This is a genomic window from Synechocystis sp. PCC 7509 (assembly GCF_000332075.2).
Classification (GTDB): domain Bacteria; phylum Cyanobacteriota; class Cyanobacteriia; order Cyanobacteriales; family Chroococcidiopsidaceae; genus Aliterella.
Map to the genome: position 1 here is coordinate 3,964,984 of NZ_ALVU02000001.1, position 18,028 is coordinate 3,983,011.

General features: G+C 42.1%; 17 protein-coding genes and 1 tRNA gene. 8 read left to right on the plus strand and 10 right to left on the minus strand.

Annotated elements, in window-relative coordinates; genetic code table 11:
* Nucleotides 1–12: 12 nt before the first annotated feature.
* Both SYN7509_RS0219775 and SYN7509_RS0219780 read right to left on the minus strand, forming a co-directional pair.
* Nucleotides 13–243, minus strand: a complete 231-nt coding sequence (locus SYN7509_RS0219775; RefSeq protein ID WP_009631463.1) for a NifU family protein — start codon at nucleotides 241–243, stop codon at nucleotides 13–15.
* A 53-nt stretch (nucleotides 244–296) separates the two neighbouring features.
* Nucleotides 297–944 carry a DUF3386 domain-containing protein gene (locus tag SYN7509_RS0219780; RefSeq protein ID WP_009631464.1) on the minus strand — a complete coding sequence of 216 codons (648 nt, stop codon included), beginning with the start codon at nucleotides 942–944 and terminating at the stop codon, nucleotides 297–299.
* 105 nt (nucleotides 945–1,049) lie between these two features.
* On the opposite strand from SYN7509_RS0219780, the gene SYN7509_RS0219785 reads away from it, so the two are divergent.
* On the plus strand, nucleotides 1,050–1,385 hold the full coding sequence (locus tag SYN7509_RS0219785) for a 2Fe-2S iron-sulfur cluster-binding protein (RefSeq protein WP_009631465.1): 336 nt from the start codon (nucleotides 1,050–1,052) through the stop codon (nucleotides 1,383–1,385).
* Nucleotides 1,386–1,860: 475 nt separating this feature from the next.
* On the opposite strand, the gene mazG is transcribed toward SYN7509_RS0219785, so the two are convergent.
* Both mazG and SYN7509_RS0219800 read right to left on the minus strand, forming a co-directional pair.
* On the minus strand, nucleotides 1,861–2,676 hold the full coding sequence (gene mazG, locus SYN7509_RS0219795; protein ID WP_009631467.1) for a nucleoside triphosphate pyrophosphohydrolase: 816 nt from the start codon (nucleotides 2,674–2,676) through the stop codon (nucleotides 1,861–1,863).
* A 14-nt stretch (nucleotides 2,677–2,690) separates the two neighbouring features.
* Nucleotides 2,691–3,212 (minus strand): metal-binding protein, encoded by a 522-nt coding sequence (locus tag SYN7509_RS0219800; RefSeq protein ID WP_009631468.1) that lies wholly within the window; start codon nucleotides 3,210–3,212, stop codon nucleotides 2,691–2,693.
* A gap of 91 nt (nucleotides 3,213–3,303) precedes the next feature.
* Between SYN7509_RS0219800 and SYN7509_RS0219805 the strand changes: the two genes are divergently transcribed.
* Nucleotides 3,304–3,375 (plus strand) — tRNA-Val (locus tag SYN7509_RS0219805).
* 149 nt (nucleotides 3,376–3,524) lie between these two features.
* Nucleotides 3,525–4,460 (plus strand): phosphoribulokinase, encoded by a 936-nt coding sequence (locus SYN7509_RS0219810; protein ID WP_009631469.1) that lies wholly within the window; start codon nucleotides 3,525–3,527, stop codon nucleotides 4,458–4,460.
* A 3-nt stretch (nucleotides 4,461–4,463) separates the two neighbouring features.
* On the opposite strand, the gene SYN7509_RS0219815 is transcribed toward SYN7509_RS0219810, so the two are convergent.
* Nucleotides 4,464–8,642 carry a CheR family methyltransferase gene (locus tag SYN7509_RS0219815; RefSeq protein WP_009631470.1) on the minus strand — a complete coding sequence of 1,393 codons (4,179 nt, stop codon included), beginning with the start codon at nucleotides 8,640–8,642 and terminating at the stop codon, nucleotides 4,464–4,466.
* A 372-nt stretch (nucleotides 8,643–9,014) separates the two neighbouring features.
* Here SYN7509_RS0219815 and radC point away from each other — a divergent pair, with 372 nt between their 5' ends.
* The 3 genes from radC to SYN7509_RS30785 all read left to right on the plus strand — a co-directional run bounded on the left by radC (nucleotide 9,015) and on the right by SYN7509_RS30785 (nucleotide 10,220).
* Nucleotides 9,015–9,746 (plus strand): RadC family protein, encoded by a 732-nt coding sequence (radC, locus tag SYN7509_RS0219820; protein WP_009631471.1) that lies wholly within the window; start codon nucleotides 9,015–9,017, stop codon nucleotides 9,744–9,746.
* Nucleotides 9,747–9,894: 148 nt separating this feature from the next.
* A complete protein-coding gene (locus tag SYN7509_RS0219825; RefSeq protein WP_009631472.1) occupies nucleotides 9,895–10,092 on the plus strand; it encodes a DUF2281 domain-containing protein in 198 nt (65 codons plus the stop codon).
* Nucleotides 10,077–10,220, plus strand: a complete 144-nt coding sequence (locus tag SYN7509_RS30785; protein ID WP_009631473.1) for a hypothetical protein — start codon at nucleotides 10,077–10,079, stop codon at nucleotides 10,218–10,220. Before SYN7509_RS0219825 ends, SYN7509_RS30785 begins: the two co-directional genes overlap by 16 nt.
* Nucleotides 10,221–10,367: 147 nt before the next feature.
* On the opposite strand, the gene SYN7509_RS0219835 is transcribed toward SYN7509_RS30785, so the two are convergent.
* Both SYN7509_RS0219835 and SYN7509_RS0219840 read right to left on the minus strand, forming a co-directional pair.
* Nucleotides 10,368–11,156 (minus strand): ABC transporter permease, encoded by a 789-nt coding sequence (locus SYN7509_RS0219835; RefSeq protein ID WP_009631474.1) that lies wholly within the window; start codon nucleotides 11,154–11,156, stop codon nucleotides 10,368–10,370.
* A complete protein-coding gene (locus tag SYN7509_RS0219840; protein WP_009631475.1) occupies nucleotides 11,153–12,136 on the minus strand; it encodes an ABC transporter ATP-binding protein in 984 nt (327 codons plus the stop codon). The genes SYN7509_RS0219835 and SYN7509_RS0219840 overlap by 4 nt, the downstream gene beginning before the upstream one ends.
* An 84-nt stretch (nucleotides 12,137–12,220) precedes the next feature.
* Here SYN7509_RS0219840 and bioF point away from each other — a divergent pair, with 84 nt between their 5' ends.
* Entirely contained in the window at nucleotides 12,221–13,375 is a 1,155-nt protein-coding gene (bioF, locus tag SYN7509_RS0219845; protein WP_009631476.1) for an 8-amino-7-oxononanoate synthase, read from the plus strand.
* A gap of 34 nt (nucleotides 13,376–13,409) precedes the next feature.
* On the opposite strand, the gene SYN7509_RS0219850 is transcribed toward bioF, so the two are convergent.
* Nucleotides 13,410–13,871, minus strand: coding sequence for a BON domain-containing protein (locus SYN7509_RS0219850; protein ID WP_009631477.1), 462 nt, complete (start codon nucleotides 13,869–13,871; stop codon nucleotides 13,410–13,412).
* Between the two features lie 110 nt (nucleotides 13,872–13,981).
* Nucleotides 13,982–14,674: a general stress protein gene (locus tag SYN7509_RS0219855; protein WP_009631478.1), complete on the minus strand. Its 693-nt coding sequence runs from the start codon at nucleotides 14,672–14,674 to the stop codon at nucleotides 13,982–13,984.
* 357 nt (nucleotides 14,675–15,031) lie between these two features.
* Between SYN7509_RS0219855 and SYN7509_RS0219860 the strand changes: the two genes are divergently transcribed.
* Nucleotides 15,032–16,477, plus strand: coding sequence for a sensor histidine kinase (locus SYN7509_RS0219860; RefSeq protein ID WP_009631479.1), 1,446 nt, complete (start codon nucleotides 15,032–15,034; stop codon nucleotides 16,475–16,477).
* An 8-nt stretch (nucleotides 16,478–16,485) separates the two neighbouring features.
* On the opposite strand, the gene SYN7509_RS0219865 is transcribed toward SYN7509_RS0219860, so the two are convergent.
* A complete protein-coding gene (locus SYN7509_RS0219865) occupies nucleotides 16,486–17,943 on the minus strand; it encodes a DICT sensory domain-containing protein (RefSeq protein ID WP_009631480.1) in 1,458 nt (485 codons plus the stop codon).
* Between the last annotated feature and the right edge of the window lie 85 nt (nucleotides 17,944–18,028).

Below are 18,028 nucleotides of genomic sequence, written 5' to 3' on the forward strand. Positions count from 1 at the left end.
TAGCTAATAACCTTAAATTATTTGTTCAACTTCGGCAATTTCGGGAATCATCTCGCGCAAACGGCGTTCAATCCCCATTCTTAGCGTCATTGTCGAACTAGGACAAGAACCACAAGCTCCCTGAAGGCGCAATTTAACAATGGGTCCATCTAGTTCTACCAATTCCACATTACCGCCATCAGAAATCAGGTAAGGGCGCATTTCGTCCAAAACTGTTTCTACGTTATCGATTGTCAGTTCCATTATTTCAGCCCTCTATTAACTTGCAATCATCTATATATCTATGTTAGTTCCAATTAAACCGTTGCAGGTTCTAGCAGTTTCACATTAGAAAAGCTAAACTCTGTCGTCATCCGCGTACCGTTTTCGTAGGTTTCAATTGCCTCATTAGTCATGATATGGTAATCGCCCACTGGCTCAAAAGTATCTTTGAACTTCATCGTGCGGGTAATTTCGTTAGTCTGAGGATTGCGGAAAACCACATCGTAGCGCGACGAAACATAGCCATTACCTGTATCTAGGCTTTCTTGGGTATCAATTACAAACGCCATTCTGCCCATAACACGGCTAACTTGACAAATTTCTGTACCGCGAATTTTGTAGTTAGACCCCATTGAGTCGCCTTTTACCAAAATTTCGGTTGCGCCACTTTCATCGCTTTCGCCTAATGTAAACTCATTTTTGCCATGAGCTTGTTCAAACTGGGATCTTTTGCGATGAGTGACTATATCCCGCAGTTGAGTATAAACGCTTTCTTTAACGGTTTCATCTTCCATCCCTTCCACATCTACGCTAAGGTCGCGGTTAATGCAAATTTTACCGTTATAAACTTCATCGCCTTGCTTAATTTGCACGTTGGCGCTGTAACCAGGAAAGTTGGAGTCCCAGGTATAACGATTTTCGTAAGCTGCTTTGAATAAGTCACGAGCCGTCGATTCAGTCATAAAGCCTTTTTTACTAACACTTTTTCCAGTTTAGCGATGTTGGTGAAAGATTTGCGTTGTTGATTAGAAGCTGGGAAAATATCACTTGTTGCATACCTTATAGCTATGGCAGTTTATCAAGTTCGGCTTATAAATGAAGAAACCGCTCTAGATCGTACTATTACCGTACCAGGCGATCGCTATATTTTAGAAATTGCCACCCAATCCGGGATTCGTCTACCTTCTGGCTGTGGTCAAGGTGAGTGTTCCGCTTGTGTCGCCAAGCTAATAAGCGGTGAAGTAGATCAAAACGAACAAAAATTTCTCCGTCCCTCCGAATTAGCCGCCGGATACGCCGTTACTTGTGTTGCTTACCCGCTCTCTGATTGCACCTTGCAAACTCATCAAGAGCAAGTTTTGTACCCATCATCGTTGTATATGTCGCTGCAAAAGCCTGATTAATGTAGTGTAAATTACATTCTTTTGCTTATTAGCACAGAGCAACCCAGAAAATGCGGAGATAGCAAACCATTTCCTTAAAAAAACAGTATTTTCACTGGCGATAACTCTAGATAGAAATGATTAAATCAACTCAGTTAAGCAAGTTTCTCCTCCTGATTTAACTTTCATCGCAAGCCTACTAAGGCTTGCGAATATCTAACCCAAAAGAGCTAAACCTATGACAATATTTGATACGTTCTTTGCCTTTAGTTTTGTTTCTACTATTGCTGTAACTTTACTAGCTACCGCCTTAGCCTATCAACCAGATTTTCGCTAATTATTATTGACCGCTTTATACAGAAATATTATTTTCCTGTCCAAACTTTCCAAAATCTGTAACCTCACCAAATTTCCGCTAATTATTGCGATCGCTTTATACAGAACTATTATCTACTAATAAATCGCCTTAACACTTAGTTGAGGCGATTTGTATTTATTAAATATCTTTAGCAATAGTTGCTTTTGCTTTTTGCCACATTGTTTCTAATTCCTCCAGGGTATAATCAGATAGCGGACGACCTGCGAGGGTTTCAACGTGAGACAGGCGTTGAATAAATCTTTGATTTGTTCCTTGCAACGCAAGACTTGGATCGATTTTGTACCACCGCGCTAGATTAATTAAAACAAATAATAAGTCTCCAAGTTCTGCTTGCTGACGTTCTATTGATTCCTGTGCGATCGCGCGAGTAAATTCTCCTAATTCTTCCTCAAACTTATCCCATACCCCGTCTACATTTTCCCACTCAAAGCCCGCCAAAGCTGCTTTTTGAGAAATCTTCATTCCTGCAAGTAGTGGCGGAAAAGTGCGCGTATAACTGCTAAGTTTGCTACTTAATTGCGTAGATTCTCCTTTTTCAGTAGCCTTAATTTCTTCCCAATTTTGTTTTACTTGCTCAATACTGGTTGCTTCTACTTCGCCAAATACGTGAGGATGGCGGCGAATTAACTTTTGGCTAATCCCTTCAACTACTTCTAGTAAACTAAACTTATTTTCTTCGGTAGCTATTTGGGATTGTAATACAACTTGTAGTAATAAGTCTCCCAATTCTTCGGCGATCGCCTTTTGGTTTCCACTAGCAATTGCTTCTACTACTTCGTAAGCTTCCTCAATTACGTAGGGTGTTAGCGTTGCTTGAGTTTGCGCCAAATCCCAAGGACAACCACCGTCGGGAGAGCGTAGTTTAGATACTACATCAATTAGCTGTTGCAGGGCTTCTAAAGTAGCGGTTTTAGAGTTGTTTAGCTCAGACATTATGCAAATTGCTATTACTTAGTTGTCGATTTCTTTATCTTATTTCGTTGCCAGCGTTTAGAAAATGAACCGATGCGATCGCTTAATATATGACTCATTGCTCCCATTTCTAAGCCAATAAACAATGCCAGCCATTCATAAGTATATTTTTTAGCAAATTTTACCCCTACTTGCCAATCCCAGCTTATGTCTCCCTGTATTTCAGCAATTCCCAACGCCAAAAGTCCGACTAAGCTTAACCAAAAGGCTAAGTATACTAACCGAACTGTCGTCCCGATGATTAGTCCGTGAGAAAAGAAAGAGCGATGTTTTAAAGATTTTTGGTAGGGTATCCACAACCACCGCAAGTAACCCCAGCGCTTGTATTGGACGGAATAAATATCTAAGTCTGGCCCAAACATTAAGCCACTAAACAAAAAAGCTCCCGCTACAATTAAAGTGCGATCGCTATTTCTATGCGTTAATAGATAGGTGCAACCAGCAATTATAGGTAAACTCCATAAAGTAATGCGATCGTGGGTTTGACCGGACGGCATAAGATTTATTTATCTAAAGTTAGGTAAATATTGCAAAAAACTCTAGCTTTAATGCAATAGATTTGCTATACTGGATATTACCGTAAAAAACGGGCGATTAGCTCAGTGGTAGAGCGCCTGCCTTACAAGCAGGACGTCACTGGTTCAAGTCCAGTATCGCCCATAGATTCTAGCAACTGCTACAAATAGTCATCCTCAAATTCTCCTCAATGAGGTGAGATTAACTTGTAACCAAAGTTAGAGAATATTAGCATCCCATTCTCCAGTAAAATTAAGTCTTTCCAGTAGATTCATTCCAATATAGGAGTAACTATGAGCAATCGTCCGATTATTTTAGGTATTGTCGGCGATAGTGCTGCTGGCAAAACAACTTTAACAAAAGGCATTGCTCAAGTATTAGGTGAGGATAACGTTACAGTTATTTGTACTGATGATTACCATCGCTACGATCGCGTTCAACGGGCAGAATTAGGTATAACCGCCTTGCACCCCGATTGTAACTATCTCGACATTATGCAACAACATCTTTCTTTGTTGAGGACAGGACAACCAATACTTAAACCTGTATACAGTCACACCACCGGAACCTTTGAGCCGCCAGTGTATATTAAGCCGAATAAATTTGTTGTCGTGGAAGGCTTACTAGGTTATTCTACTCGCACCGCCAGAGATGCTTATGATGTCAAAGTATATTTAGCACCCCCCGAAGCACTCCGCGCCGATTGGAAAGTCAAGCGCGATACAGCTAAACGCGGCTATACCAAAGAGCAAGTATTGGCAGAAATGGCAAAACGCGAACCAGATTCGGAAGAATTTATTCGTCCCCAACGTCAATGGGCGGATGTAGTAGTAAGTTTTTACCCACCAAACGATAATACTGAAGAAGATCCTTTACTAAACGTTCGCTTGGTACTGCGTCCAACGATTCCTCACCCCGAATTTACACAAATTATTTCTAACAACACCAATGCTACCCCCGCCGTGCGGCTGGAATTAGATAGAGATATGGGTAAACCTGTAGATGTGGTAGAAATAGACGGTCATGCAACCTTAGAGCAGGTGTACGAGCTAGAGAAGCTAATATGTAGCGATATGCCGAATTTGAAGAATATATGCGATCGCGAAAGTAACCCCAACTTAGGCAAGGTTACAGGCACAACAGGGGAAACAATTCAAAGCAACCCTTTGGCGCTAACTCAGTTGTTGATTACTTACCATATGTTGAAGGCTCCGCAAATTCGGCAATAGAGTTTATTTTGTTTCTGGATTGATTTGGGCAAGCTCGGCAATAATTGATACTAATTCCTCTGGCTGCACTGGTTTAGCAATATGTCTTTGAAAACCAGCAGCAAAAGACTGCTGGCGATCGCCTTCGCGCGCGTAAGCTGTTAAGGCGGCGGCGGGAATCTGCCCCCCTAACTCTGGGCTAAGTTCTCTCACCTGACGCAGGAGCGAGTAGCCGTCGTCCTCTGGCATTCCAAGGTCTGACAATAAAACATCGTATTTGCCAGGATTATTTGTGAGCGAGGCGATCGCATTTTTTGCTGAATTAACCTCTGTTACTTCGGCTCCATACTGTTCGAGAATTGTTTTTATCAATTCTAGTAAACCCGCGTCATCTTCTACCACAAGTACCCTCAATCCTTCTAGAAGTGACAGGCTAATTTGAGGAGAGGAAGTAATCTCTTTGCTGTCTCCTTGTCTTGTCTCTAAAAGAGGTAGCTGGACTGTGAATGTTGCTCCTTGCCCCTCGCCAGGACTTGCGGCGCTAACTGTACCACCGTGCAAGCCTACTAAATGCTCCACAATTGAAAGTCCCAGTCCAAGTCCACCCTCTGACCGAGTGCTGGTGCTATTGGCTTGACGGAACCGTTCAAAAACAAAAGGAATAAACTCGGCGCTGATGCCCTGACCTGTATCGCTCACTTGAATTTGTGCTAGGGAGCTAGTACAATCGAGCGATACTGTCACTTGCCCCCCAGAAGGGGTAAACTTGATAGCGTTAGTAAGCAGATTTGAGATTATCTGTTGCAAGCGATCCATATCGCCGAATACCAATACAGTTTTCGGTGTAAACACTTTTTCTATCCCAATATTTTTAGCATTAGCCGATGTACGAGCAATTTCAATAGCTGACGAAATCACCGGAGCTAAGGCGATCGCACTGATGTTAAGGTGAAACTTCCCGGCGGTAATGCGTGAGGTTTCTAAAAGATCCTCAATCAATTTATTTTGCGCCCTAGCACTGCGCTCGATTGTCTCCAGTGCATGATCTATTTTAGATTTGTCAAACTCACGATTGCGGAGCAACTGCACCCACCCTAGAATGGCAGTTAGAGGGTTGCGTAATTCGTGAGAGACAATTGATAAAAACTCATCTTTAGACGCGTTGGCAACCTCGGCGGTATAGCGCGCCGCTTGCTCTTGAATTAGAGCGCGATCGCGCTCTAATTCAAGTAGTTTCCGCTCGGTAATATCCTCAATCGACAGCAGTAGTTGAATACTGTCTTCATGCAGAATTTTACTAGCATTGAGCAGCATAGTTTTCTGCCCTATTTGCTCAAAGTTATGGTTTACTTCAAATCCTTGAATTTCTGTATCATTGGCAAGTACCTCGGTTAACAGAACTCGCAGAGATTGAAAATTCCACTCCCCATTTCCCAAATCGAAGATCGAAGAATTGATTGTATCCCTTGATGAAACCTCAAAAGTTCTATAGAATGCTTGATTGGCTTTTTTGACCTCTAGTTCACCATTCAGTACCAGCAATGGCACTTGTACGGTTTCGACAATAGCCTCAGCATAGTTACGGGCAGATTCGAGATTTGCAGCACCCCCTTTGAGGGCATCAATGTCTATCAATACCACTACCGCGCCGTCAATGCGGTTGTCTATAGTCCGGTAAGGACGAATATGGAGGTTATACCAATACCCCCCATTGGTTTGAACTTCTAAGACTATGGATTTAAGGCTATTTATGACTTCTACAATCAATTCTTCTAAGTTAGGAATGTCAAGATTGGCATTAATGTCTCTAAAGGGTCGCCCGACATCGGTAGGAATAAAATTGAGTAATTTTTGCGCTGTTGGGGTGAAGCGTCGCACCCGCAAGTCGTTTGTCAGCATTAAAATTGGGATATCAATACTAGCAATCAAGTTTGTCAAATCGTTATTGACATGATGCAATTCTAAGTTGCGACTACGGAGTTCTTCGTTGGTTGTTTTCAGTTCTTCGTTAGTAGCCTGAATTTCCTCTTTAGCGGTTTCGAGTTCCTCATTAATGCTTTGCAACTCCTCATTGCTCGATAAGATTTCCTCATTGGCAACTTTGAGGTCTTGATTTGTGTGTTCTTGCTCTTGAGTCACTGCTTGCAGGTATTCACCCGCCGCCGCTCGCTCTTGGTTTGCTATGGCGAGTTCCGCTCTGAGCAAGTCAATCTCACGTTCTAAGTCACCCGAATCTAAACCTTCACGCTTTACAGGGATGGAATTGTTAACTGCGGGTGTTACTTCTGTAAATAAAATTAAAAAGTAGCTTTTTTTGGCGATCGCATCTTTAAAGGGGATGACTTCAAGATTAATTATTTTCAGGCGACTTTCATTTTCTAATCTTAGCCGCTCTTTTCTTACCAGCACATTTTGCCTTTGTGCCTCATAAACGGCGGCACGTAAGGCAACAAGCAAGTCTTTTCGTACCATTTTAAATAGGTCAAAGCTTGGGGTTCCTGGTGAAAGTTTGAGATAAAAGCTGGTTTCACCGCGAACTTGCAGCACAGTCATTTTGTCATCAATTACTACACCCACAGGAGCGTAGCGATTTAATATTAGCCTGTCGGTTTCTTTGCCTAAGTCAAAACTATCGGCGGGATTGTTGTTTGTAGTTTTAGGGTTGTCCACTATTGTAGTTGGATATTTGCTGGCAACAAAAGAAAAAATTGGCGGAGTTTCCGTCAGGTTTTTAGTATAAATTCTGTGCTTTTTATCAATTACAGCAAACAGTTGTGAGTTGTGACCAGTGCTTTCTGAACTCCCCAACATCAAAATTCCCTTAGAGTTGAGACTGTAATGAAAAATAGATAAAACCTGTTTTTGTAAAGACTCTGCCAAATAAATCATCACATTGCGACAGCTAACTAGATCCAAATTGGCAAAAGGTGGATCGCTGCTCAAGTCTTGACGGGCGAAGACACATAATTCACGGACAGCTTTACTAATTCGATAGCCGCCAGACTCTAGCTTAGTAAAAAAGCGATCGCGGCGTTCTGGTGAAACACCCACCATTTGCACATCGCTATAAGTTCCTGTTCTGGCGCGTTCAATCGCCGTCTCGCTGATATCGGTGGCAAAGATTTGAATGAGCGAATGAAGGGATTTTTCTCCCAAAAATTCCAGCAAACAAATGGCAATCGAGTAAGCCTCCTCCCCCGTCGAGCATCCAGCAACCCAAATCCGCAGAGGTGATTTTGCTGTTTTGTTTTTGGTGATAATTGGAAAACCTTGCTCTACCAACTGTTGAAAAGCTAAAGGATCGCGGAAAAAGCCAGTAACATGAATCAATATTTCTGCATACAGTGCCTTAACTTCCGCCTCGTTGTTTTGCAAATACTGGGCGTAATCTTCTAGCTTTTCTAGTTTATATAACAGCATTCGGCGCTGCATTCGTCGCGCGATCGTCGTGAGCTTGTATTGGCTAAAGTCTACACCTGTTGACGATTTGAGCAAGGCAAAAATTAGCTGCATACCTTCAATGCTTTGCGGCGAATTTTCTACCAGTTTGGCTATTGCTTGGGGAGCAATAAAAGGATGAATACTTAGCTTTGCTAGTTCTTCGGCAATTTCTTGGGGAGGCAAAATAAAATCTACATTCCCTGTGGCTACCGCAGTATTGGGCATACTGTCAAATTTTGCCGTTTCTTCACACTGGGCAAAAGTCACACCCCCGGCGGCTTTAATATGTGTTAATGATAAAGATCCGTCCCCATCACCTCCAGATAAGATCACTGCGATCGCTTTAGAGCCTTGTTCGGCGGCTAAGGAGGTAAAAAAGGCATCACCAGGCATATATTTTCCTTCAACCCTCTCACGCGGCGCAAGTCTTAGCCTTCCTTGAGCTAAAATCATTTTGGTATTGGGCGCAATGATGTAAACGCGATTTGGTTCAACCATCACACCGTCTACTACTTCACTGACAGGCATTTTTGTCTTTTTTGCTAAAATCTCTGTTAGCAAGCTCTTGTGGTCAGGAGCCAAGTGCTGAATTAATACAAAAGCCATTCCTGTATCGACAGGTAAGTACGTCAGCAAATCTATAAAAGCTTCTAGTCCACCCGCCGAAGCAGCAATACCAACGATGGGAAATAAGTTATCGCCAAGCTGCTCTGAAACGGACACTTCATCAGTAGATTGCTTAGAAGGCTGGTCAGAAGTCATAAAAGTTATTCCGTAAACGAAGGATTGAGCAGCCAGCACACTTACTATAAACGGGTTAACTAAGTTAAGTCATCAGTTGGGAGTTGGAAGTAACAAGTATTAATCAACCAAAAATTGAGCAACACCTTTGTTTTAGGAATTATGGCGGTTCTCAATTCTCAATTGAGTGAGAGATATCTGTAAGGGCGCAATGCATTGCGCCCTTACTTAAACGTGTACTTTATACAAATGCAATCTGCTATAAACCCGAAAAGCCGACAAATCAGTATTTCAGATTACAAAGTGCGCTGCTAAATATAATTAGTAAGATAATGTGATTTTTTAGACTCAAATGGGATAAATAAAGATAGTTGCGCTTGAGTAATTACCTTTATGACCTACTGCCTAAGAATTGCCGATTTACCGACCACAGAGCGACCGCGCGAACGCTTAATAGCTAACGGTTCTCAGATTTTGGCAACGGCGGAATTAATTGCAATTTTGTTAGGTACAGGACAAGGAGCAGGTAAACTTTCGGCTGTAGGGTTGGGGCAACATATTTTACAAGAACTAAGTAAGTGCGATCGCGATCCTTTGGCAGTTTTAAGAGAAGTCAGCGTTCAAGAATTGATGCAAATTGAAGGAATTGGGCCAGCGAAAGCCACTACTATTTTAGCGGCGGTGGAGTTGGGAAAACGAGCTTTTCAATCGCGCCCCTTAGATCGTACACCTATTGAAAGCCCCGCAGAGGCGGCAGCAGCCTTAAGTCAACATTTAATGTGGCAATCTCAAGAACGTTTTGCCGTGCTGCTATTAGATGTGAAAAATCGCTTGCTAGGTACTCAAGTAATTACCATTGGTACAGCTACAGAAACCCTAGCGCCTCCCCGCGAGATTTTTCGGGAGGTGCTTCGTCAAGGTGCGACAAGAGTTGTAGTTGCTCACAATCACCCGTCCGGGAGCGTAGAACCAAGTACCCAAGATATTGAGTTGACGCGCCAATTATTGTCGGGAGCGCAGATATTGGGGATTCCGCTATTGGATCATTTAATTTTGGGTAATGGCAATCATCAAAGTCTGCGGGAAATAACTACATTGTGGGATGAATGCCCGCAAGGGGATTAAAAAACATTATTTAGTACCTATAGATACAAAAGCATAAAATGTATGCCCACCAATAGATTTAGTAGTTTTTATAGGATGTATGAGGGAATATAGTTGAGATTCCCAAGCCGTAAAGCCCAGTTTAATGTAAGTTATTGTCGGTAATTTTATGAACTCTAAAGAACAAATTATTCATCAAATTGAGCATATTCCTGAACCACTACTAAATGAAGTCCTCAACTTTATTCAATTTCTCAAATACAAACATCTTGCTTCTGAAAAGTTAGAAACTGCCTTATTGAGCGAATTTTCCTTGCAAAAGGACTGGTTGACCCCACAGGAAGATGAAGCATGGCAACATTTATAAAAGGCGATGTGATTATCGTTCCTTTTCTATTTTCAGATTTAACCCAAACTAAACGCCGTCCCGCTTTAGTTATTGCTACTCTCTCAGGCGATGATCTAATTCTTTGTCAAATTACCACTGACTCTTAGGCGATCGCAATTACCAATAACGACTTCACTTCAGGAGGACTTCAAACAGAAAAATTATCGCAAGTCCTAGCCCAAATTATCGAAATTTTGCAGCAATAACTATCCGGTGATGCGGAAGCGACAGTACAAACTTTGTATCGAAGTTATCTAAGCTCCCATTCCTGAGTATTGCTTAAGTCCTTTGCGCCACAGCCAACGATTCCACACAAAAAAGAAGCCACCCCAACCAAGCATGACTAAAAACCCCTGAATTATATTTACATCTAATCCAATTAGTAAGGCGGCGGGAAAATGAACTAAGTAAGGAAATGGTGTCCACAGCAATACTTCGCGCACACCTTGGGGAAACATCTCCAAAGGCGCAATTAGTCCAGAAAGAAACAAATATAGTAAAAACCATAAGCTTTCAATTGCACTTGCTCGTTCAGTCCAAAAAGCAAATAAAGCAAAGGTGTACTGAATTATAAACCGCAAGGCAAAAGCAAAGATTGCAGATATAGCAAAAAGTAGAACATTACTTAAGCCAGGAATCCAGAAGGCTTGGGGATAAATAACGAAAAACATTGCTATGAGTGCTAAAGCAAAAGGTAATCGAGCAAACCTTTCCGAAAAATGCCCTGCGACATGATGCCATACTGGATCTAGCGGTTGCAATAGTTTCGGCGAAAGTCGCCCTTCTATGACTTCTTTTTCAAATTCCCAAATTACCCAAACTACTGTAAATTGCCTAATTACAAATACAGCGAGAAAGTAGCGGGTAAAATCTACAGGACTTAGCCCAAATTGTCCACCTTGCGCTGCTTGATACCATACGCCCATCAAAATTAACGGCAAACTACCCGATAATGCCCATAAAAATAGCTCGGCGCGGTATTCCATCATATAGGCGTAGTAAACCAATGATAAAACTTTGGCTTTACGGAAAACTCCACTCATGACACACCTCCAGCATTGAAAACTCGCCCGATAATTTCTTCAACTGGAGGATCGGTTACGGTTAAGTCTATTACTTCTAATTCTGCTAACATCTTGGCTACAGTCCGAGTTAGTTCGTCACGCTCTACTAAAAATCTGACTGATTGTCCGTCTAAAGCTTTGATTTCACCGTAGGGTAATAGTTTGGCTTCCGGTAACGGATGAGCAAGTTCTATTTTTACTTCCCGACAAGGAGCAAAGTTGTCAATTAATTTATTTAAGCCGCCATCGTAAACTAATTGTCCTTGATGAATGACAAGTACGCGATCGCACAAAGCGGTAATGTCTGCCATATAGTGGCTAGTTAACAGGATTGTCGCCCCATATTTGCTATTGTAGTCGCGCAAAAAATCTCGTACTCCCACTTGGGCATTTACATCTAATCCTAAAGTTGGTTCGTCTAAAAATAATACTTGGGGACGGTGCAACAAGGCGGCGAGAAACTCGGCTTTCATGCGTTCGCCTAAAGATAGTTTTCGCACGGGTTGCTTGAGCTTATCTTGCAGAGATAGCATTTCTGTAAGTTCGCCTACGCGCATTCGGTATTCTTTATCAGAAATGCCATAGATAGCGGCGTTGATTTTTAAGGAGTCTAAAGCGGGTAAATCCCAGATTAATTGTTGTTTTTGTCCCATAACTAGGGTTATTTTCTGCAAAAAGGCAGATTTTCGCCCAAAAGGGGTAAATCCAGCAACTTGTACCTTCCCGGAGGAGGGATGAATTAACCCCGTAAGCATTTTTAATGTAGTGGTTTTCCCAGCTCCATTTGCCCCTAGAAAGCCCACTACTTCCCCCGGCTCAATAGAAAAGGAAACTTGTTTTACAGCGTCTACAGAGCGATAGGTGCGGTGGAAAAAGTGGTTAATTGTTCCCTTCAGTCCAGGTTCTTTGATGGCGACAGGATAGACTTTGCTGAGGTTTTCAGCCTCGATAATTGGCATAATTTGGGGATAAATGCGATCGCACTAGGTTTGGTAGTCTCTATTTGCTATTATGCTTTTTCTGGTAAAAATCGATCTTTTAAAATGCAGTGCGATCCTTACGATTGGATAGAACCAGCAATAAATACTATTCGCCGCGCGTCTTGGTATCGCTCGGTGCAGGTAATTGAAGGTAAACCCGGCGCAGTAGTACAGTTGGAAGGCAAAGAAGTTATAAATTTTGCCAGTAATGACTATTTGGGACTAGCGGGAGACGATCGCCTAATTCAAGCTTCTATAGCTGCAACAACGGAATTTGGTACTGGTAGCACGGGTTCTAGGCTACTTAGCGGACATCGAGAGTTGCATAGAGAATTGGAAAATGCGATCGCCTCTCTTAAGCAAACGGAAGATGCTTTAGTATTTAGTTCTGGTTATTTGGCGAATCTGGGCGCAATTTCGGCAATAGTTGATAAACGCGATTTAATTTTAGCGGATACCTACAATCATTCTTGTCTTAAAAATGGGGCGATTCTTAGCGGTGCAACAGTTATAGATTATCCCCACAAAAACACCGAAGTTCTTCAAAACCTGCTATCTCAACAACGTGCTAAGTTTCGCCGTTGTCTAATTGTTACTGATAGCGTTTTTAGTATGGATGGCGATTTATGCCTTTTACCGCAGCTTGCAGACTTAGCCCGCGAGTTTAATTGTATGCTTTTAGTTGACGAAGCCCATGCTACAGGCGTATTTGGAGCTACCGGCGCGGGCGGTGCGGAACATTTTGGGATTTCAAATAGTAAGCTTATTCAAGTCGGAACTTTGAGTAAGGCTTTGGGTAGTTTGGGCGGTTTTGTTGCAGGTTCAAAGCTTTTGATTGATTTTCTGCGTAATCGCGCCGCTAGTTGGATTTATACTACAGCCCTTTCTCCCGCAGATTCCGCCGCCGCAATAAGTGCGATCGCAATTATTCGTTCTGAACCTGAGCGTCGTCAACAACTTTGGGATAACGTCGCTTATTTCAAACAACAGTTGCCTCTATCAATCATTGATTCCCAATCGCAAATTATTTGTTGTCAGTATCCTAGTGCGACGGTGGCTTTGCAAGCTGCATCTGGGTTAAAAAAGGCGGGAATTTTTGCGCCGGCAATTCGTCCGCCAACTGTACCTACAAGTAGAATTAGGTTTTCACTAATGGCAACTCATCAAAAAAATCATATTGATCGTGCGATCGCGGCTTTAACCGAAACATTACGATAGAGACGTTGCAGTGCAACGTCTCTACAAATAGTTGCTAATTAGGTGTTGCTGGCTTGACTTGAACGTTAACTTTGACGCTAGTTACTCCTTTGATTTCTTTTGCCAAAGGTTCAACTTTTTGTAACTGTTCTTCCGTGGGAACTGTACCACTTACCGTTACTACCCCATTTTCTGCTTCCACCCCTAATTGACTAGCAGGAAGGTTCGCTTCTAATTTACTACGAACTTCGCTTTTCAAGTCTCCTTCGGCTCTATTAGTATCGCCGCCTGTGACATTATTGCGGTCTTCTCGCGCTCTAATATCAGAATTTAGCTGATCTTTGCGAACTTCGCTAGTTGCATCATTTTGAGTCTGGGCGGCGGTGCTTGCTTCTGGTGCTGCAACAGTTTCTCCGGCGTTGTTAGGAGCGTCGGCGCTGGTTTTAGCAGTATCTTGACAACTAACAGCCCCAACAGCTAGTAGACTGCCAATTATAAAAGGAATAAATTTTTTCATTTTTGCCTCGTAACTATTTTTAAAAATTTGGCGTGTAAGCGATCGCTTACACTAATTGTTTTTGCCTCCTGTCCCCTTTTGAAGGAGAAAAGAGGCTACTGTTCTACTAACTAAATTTCTTCACGACGATCGACAATTACTACTTTAGGATCGCCTGTCGTCACATTATCGCGATCGCTGACTACGCTCGTAGCTGTAGTATTCAATGTATCTGGCTCTGCATAACTCGTCCCCGCCGTATAACTACCCGCAGGTGTGCTATCAGGTCTATCGTAGATACCAAAGTCTTCAATTCCTCTACCTGTCAAAATTGTCTCGGCTCTAGCGATTTCAGCGTCGTTACCATCTACCATTACTAAGTAATGACCTCGTGATACGCGATCGTTGTAGTTTTTGGCTTCTTTCTCAGGAATTCCTAAGCCAACTAAAGCACCAATTAATCCACCCGCCGCCGCGCCAATAGCGCCGCCAGCTAAGGTTGTCGCCAACGCTGTAGCTACTTCACCAGCTAATACAATTGGGCCTACACCAGGAATTGCCAAAGCACCTAAGCCTACAAGTAAACCTGTAGCTCCGCCTAATACGCCGCCTGTTAGCGCTCCCGCACTAGCTCCTTCATCAGCTTTGTTGCCGACTTTATCTTGAACGTCAACGCCGGCAATGTCAGCTTGGTTATCATCTTTGGCGATAACTGAAATTTTGTTCATGGGAAAGCCAGAATTATTTAACTCGTGCAGCGCGTGTTCGGCTTCATTACGAGTGCTAAATACACCAACTGCCCGTTTGTTTAAACCTAATACCATTTTTTTTCCTCCGTCTTACGATTTGAACAGAGTTAGCTTAAATACAGAAGTTAAATATTATTTTTGCTAACATTACAGTTTTCGCTTTTTTATACCTAAATTTCATCGGTCTACAGGTGGAATAATTGCATCTATCTATTAACAGAGAGACTCTAGAATTATTAAGGAAAATTTTTGCTTGGGGATAACTAATTTTTAGTAATACGTATTATTAATAAAAAAATCGGTAAAAACGTTTTAGCGGCAATTGCGACTCCAGGGTTCGGTTCTACGACTGTTACTAATGCTCTAATACCTATAAGCTCGTATTAAATATGGTTGTATAACTTAAGCGATTTGTAACTGTTGAAGGGGCAAATGCTCGTGCAAAAATGGATGCTGCCTACCCTAAATGAATTACTAGACGGAAAATTTGACCAGAAATCTCCCCATGGCGACACTTTAAGGCTGTCTTCGTCACCTTTAGAAACTCAAGCACAGCAGGAATGGAGCGCCGCAGTTTCTGCAACAGAGGAGTTTCTACTAAAAATTATAGATACTACAGGCGATCGCACTCCATCCCCCCAAGGGACAGTATTTGCAGTTTCATCGCCTTTATGGAGCAACCAAACTCTACTTAATTGCCTGCCAACTTGGGTTTTTGTAGCACCACAAAGGGCGGAATCCTCCCCACAGCTACCGCCAGCTAATTTATCTATTTCTAGTCAAATTGCTACTTTTCAACAGCTTCCTTTACTCCTTGACGATCCTTTGTCTGAGGAGCAGTTTTGCTTAGTTTTGACAGCTAAATTTAGTTTGCTGTTAGTTTTAGGCGTTGATAATCATGGGAATCAAGCATTTAGGTTTTCTTTCGAGCCAGAAGAAGTTACTAAAGTATGGCAATTATTGCGATCGCGTTTACTATTAGCTAATCCACAGTTGGCGATCAATAAGTTGGATGCTTTAGTAGAAAAATTTACCCCTATAGCGCCAGATTATCGGCTAGTAACGGATTTTAGTCATTTATTACTGAAGCATTCGCAAGCAAAAGCAACTAAAGACGAACATTTAACTGCTCCAAAAAACTCCCACCGCTCAGATATAGAACTATTACAAGCCTTTGCTCATGAAGTACGTACACCTTTAACCACTATCCGCACTTTGACACGGTTGATATTGAAGCGCAAAGATTTAGCACCAGAAGTCAAGAAGCGTTTAGAAGTCATTGACAGCGAGTGTACCGAGCAAGTTAATCGCATGGAATTAATTTTTAAGGCTGCGGAATTAGTAGAAAATGCCATGACTAATACTGTAGGACTAACAGCCATGTCTTTAGCGCAGGTACTACAACAAAGCATCCCGCGATGGCAACAACAAGCCCATCGGCGCAACTTAACTTTGGATGTGATTTTACCTCAACAAATGCCTACAGTAGTTAGCGATCCAACTATACTAGATCAAGTTTTGACGGGTTTAATTGAAAATTTTACTCGCAATTTGACGGCGGGTAGTCATATTCAAGTCCAAGTTATTCCCGCAGGCAATCAACTAAAACTACAGCTATTACATCAATCTTTTGCCGGTGAGGGCGATAAGTCTGTACCGCCACCTTACATCGCGCCTACGGTTAAATCTTTAGGTCAGCTACTGATGTTTCAACCGGAGACTGGTAATATTAGCCTCAACCTCAATGCCACAAAGTATCTATTTCAAGCAATTGGTGGCAAATTGATTGTTAGACAACGCCCCCACCAGGGAGAAGTCTTAACTATTTTCTTGCCTATGGATTTGAATCATCCGCCTTTGTATCAACCTAGTTGTTAGCCATAAACTTAGTTGACTGGGATTGTCGGAGCTACTGCTAATAAGATCGTAAAAGTAGAACCTTCTCCGGGTTTGCTTTTAATGGAAATTGTGCCACCAGAGCGTTGTAAAAGCTGCTGGACAATAGTTAAACCCAAACCTGCACCGCTACTATCGTCGGCGGTGGGACGAATACGATAAAAACGGTCAAATACTCTCGGTATATCGCGTTCGGCAATGCCAATTCCGGTGTCTCTTACTTCCAACATTACCCGATCGCCCATGACGCGCGATCGCACCCACACTTGACCCCCACGCGGTGTAAACTTAATACTATTGTGCAACAAATTAATTGCTATTTGTTTCAGCCAAGAGTTGAAACACAATACCGCAGGCAATTGTTCTGGTACGGTGTACGCCAGCATAATACCTTTCTCTTGGGCTAAAGGTTGATAAGTGCTGACGACTCCTGGCACAATTTCGCTGAGGCGGACGGGTTGCAAAGGTGTATATTTGGGAATTTGATCGATTTCTAATAGTTCTAGTAGACCATTAATTACTGAAGATTGGCGATCGCACTCTGTATGCAGCATTTGCAAGTAGCGCATTCGTTGCGGTGGTTTGAGGTGCGGTGAATTAAGCAGACTTAGGGCAGTCTTCATATTAGTCAAAGGTGTGCGTAGTTCTTCACTAGCACGGCGGAGCAATTCACCTTTAAGACTTACGCTAGTTGTTAATTCTCGATTTTGCTGTTGTAACTTTGCTATTCGTTCAACTTTTGTTTTACGCATTATTTCATCAAAGCGTTGCAGTTGCTTGACAGCTAGATGGTTAATTAACGTTCCTTGGGATGGTGCTACCGTAAATAATGAATCCCAATTTTGTAATAGCTCAGTTAGTTGCGCTTGACTGCTTGCGGTTGTTTTCTTAGTAGAATTTTTTGTTGTAATCGCAATGACTTCTTGTTTAATTCCTGCCAATACGCGCTCAATTACTGAAGTTTCATAGGAACAAATTGCTACTAAAGAAGAATTTTGTCTAGGTTTATTGACTAATTTGGATGGAGAAAGAACTCTAGTTACTGTCCCTTGGCGCTGAATGCGGCGACGGTGCGCCAAGGCTAAACTACAAAACTGTGGTGACAAAACTAAGAGGAAATATTCGCGTTGTAATTTACTTGTGGGTGTTAGCTTTACTGAGATTGACGGGTCAATTAAATTAGTTTCTGTAGATTTAGAAACTAAGCAATTATATACTCCTTCACTTAAATTGGCTACATTGTAGCGTTGAATTTCTGAGTACCAAATTTTTCCTGGTGGCAACTTAACCCAAAGCTGGGCGCGGATTTTATGCTCAATTAGCAAATCGATTGTTGCCCGTACTAGAGCTAGTAAAGTAGCTGGTGTTACACATAATAATTGTGAAGGTAGCTCGGTACTAAGACTCAATTCATAAAGGCTAGGAGATTGCTTAAAAGAATTGACCATACTTATTTTTGTAATAATGCCTTGATAGGTACTTTATAGGAGCATTCAAGAATTAGCAATTGGTAATTGGTAATTGGTAATGGGA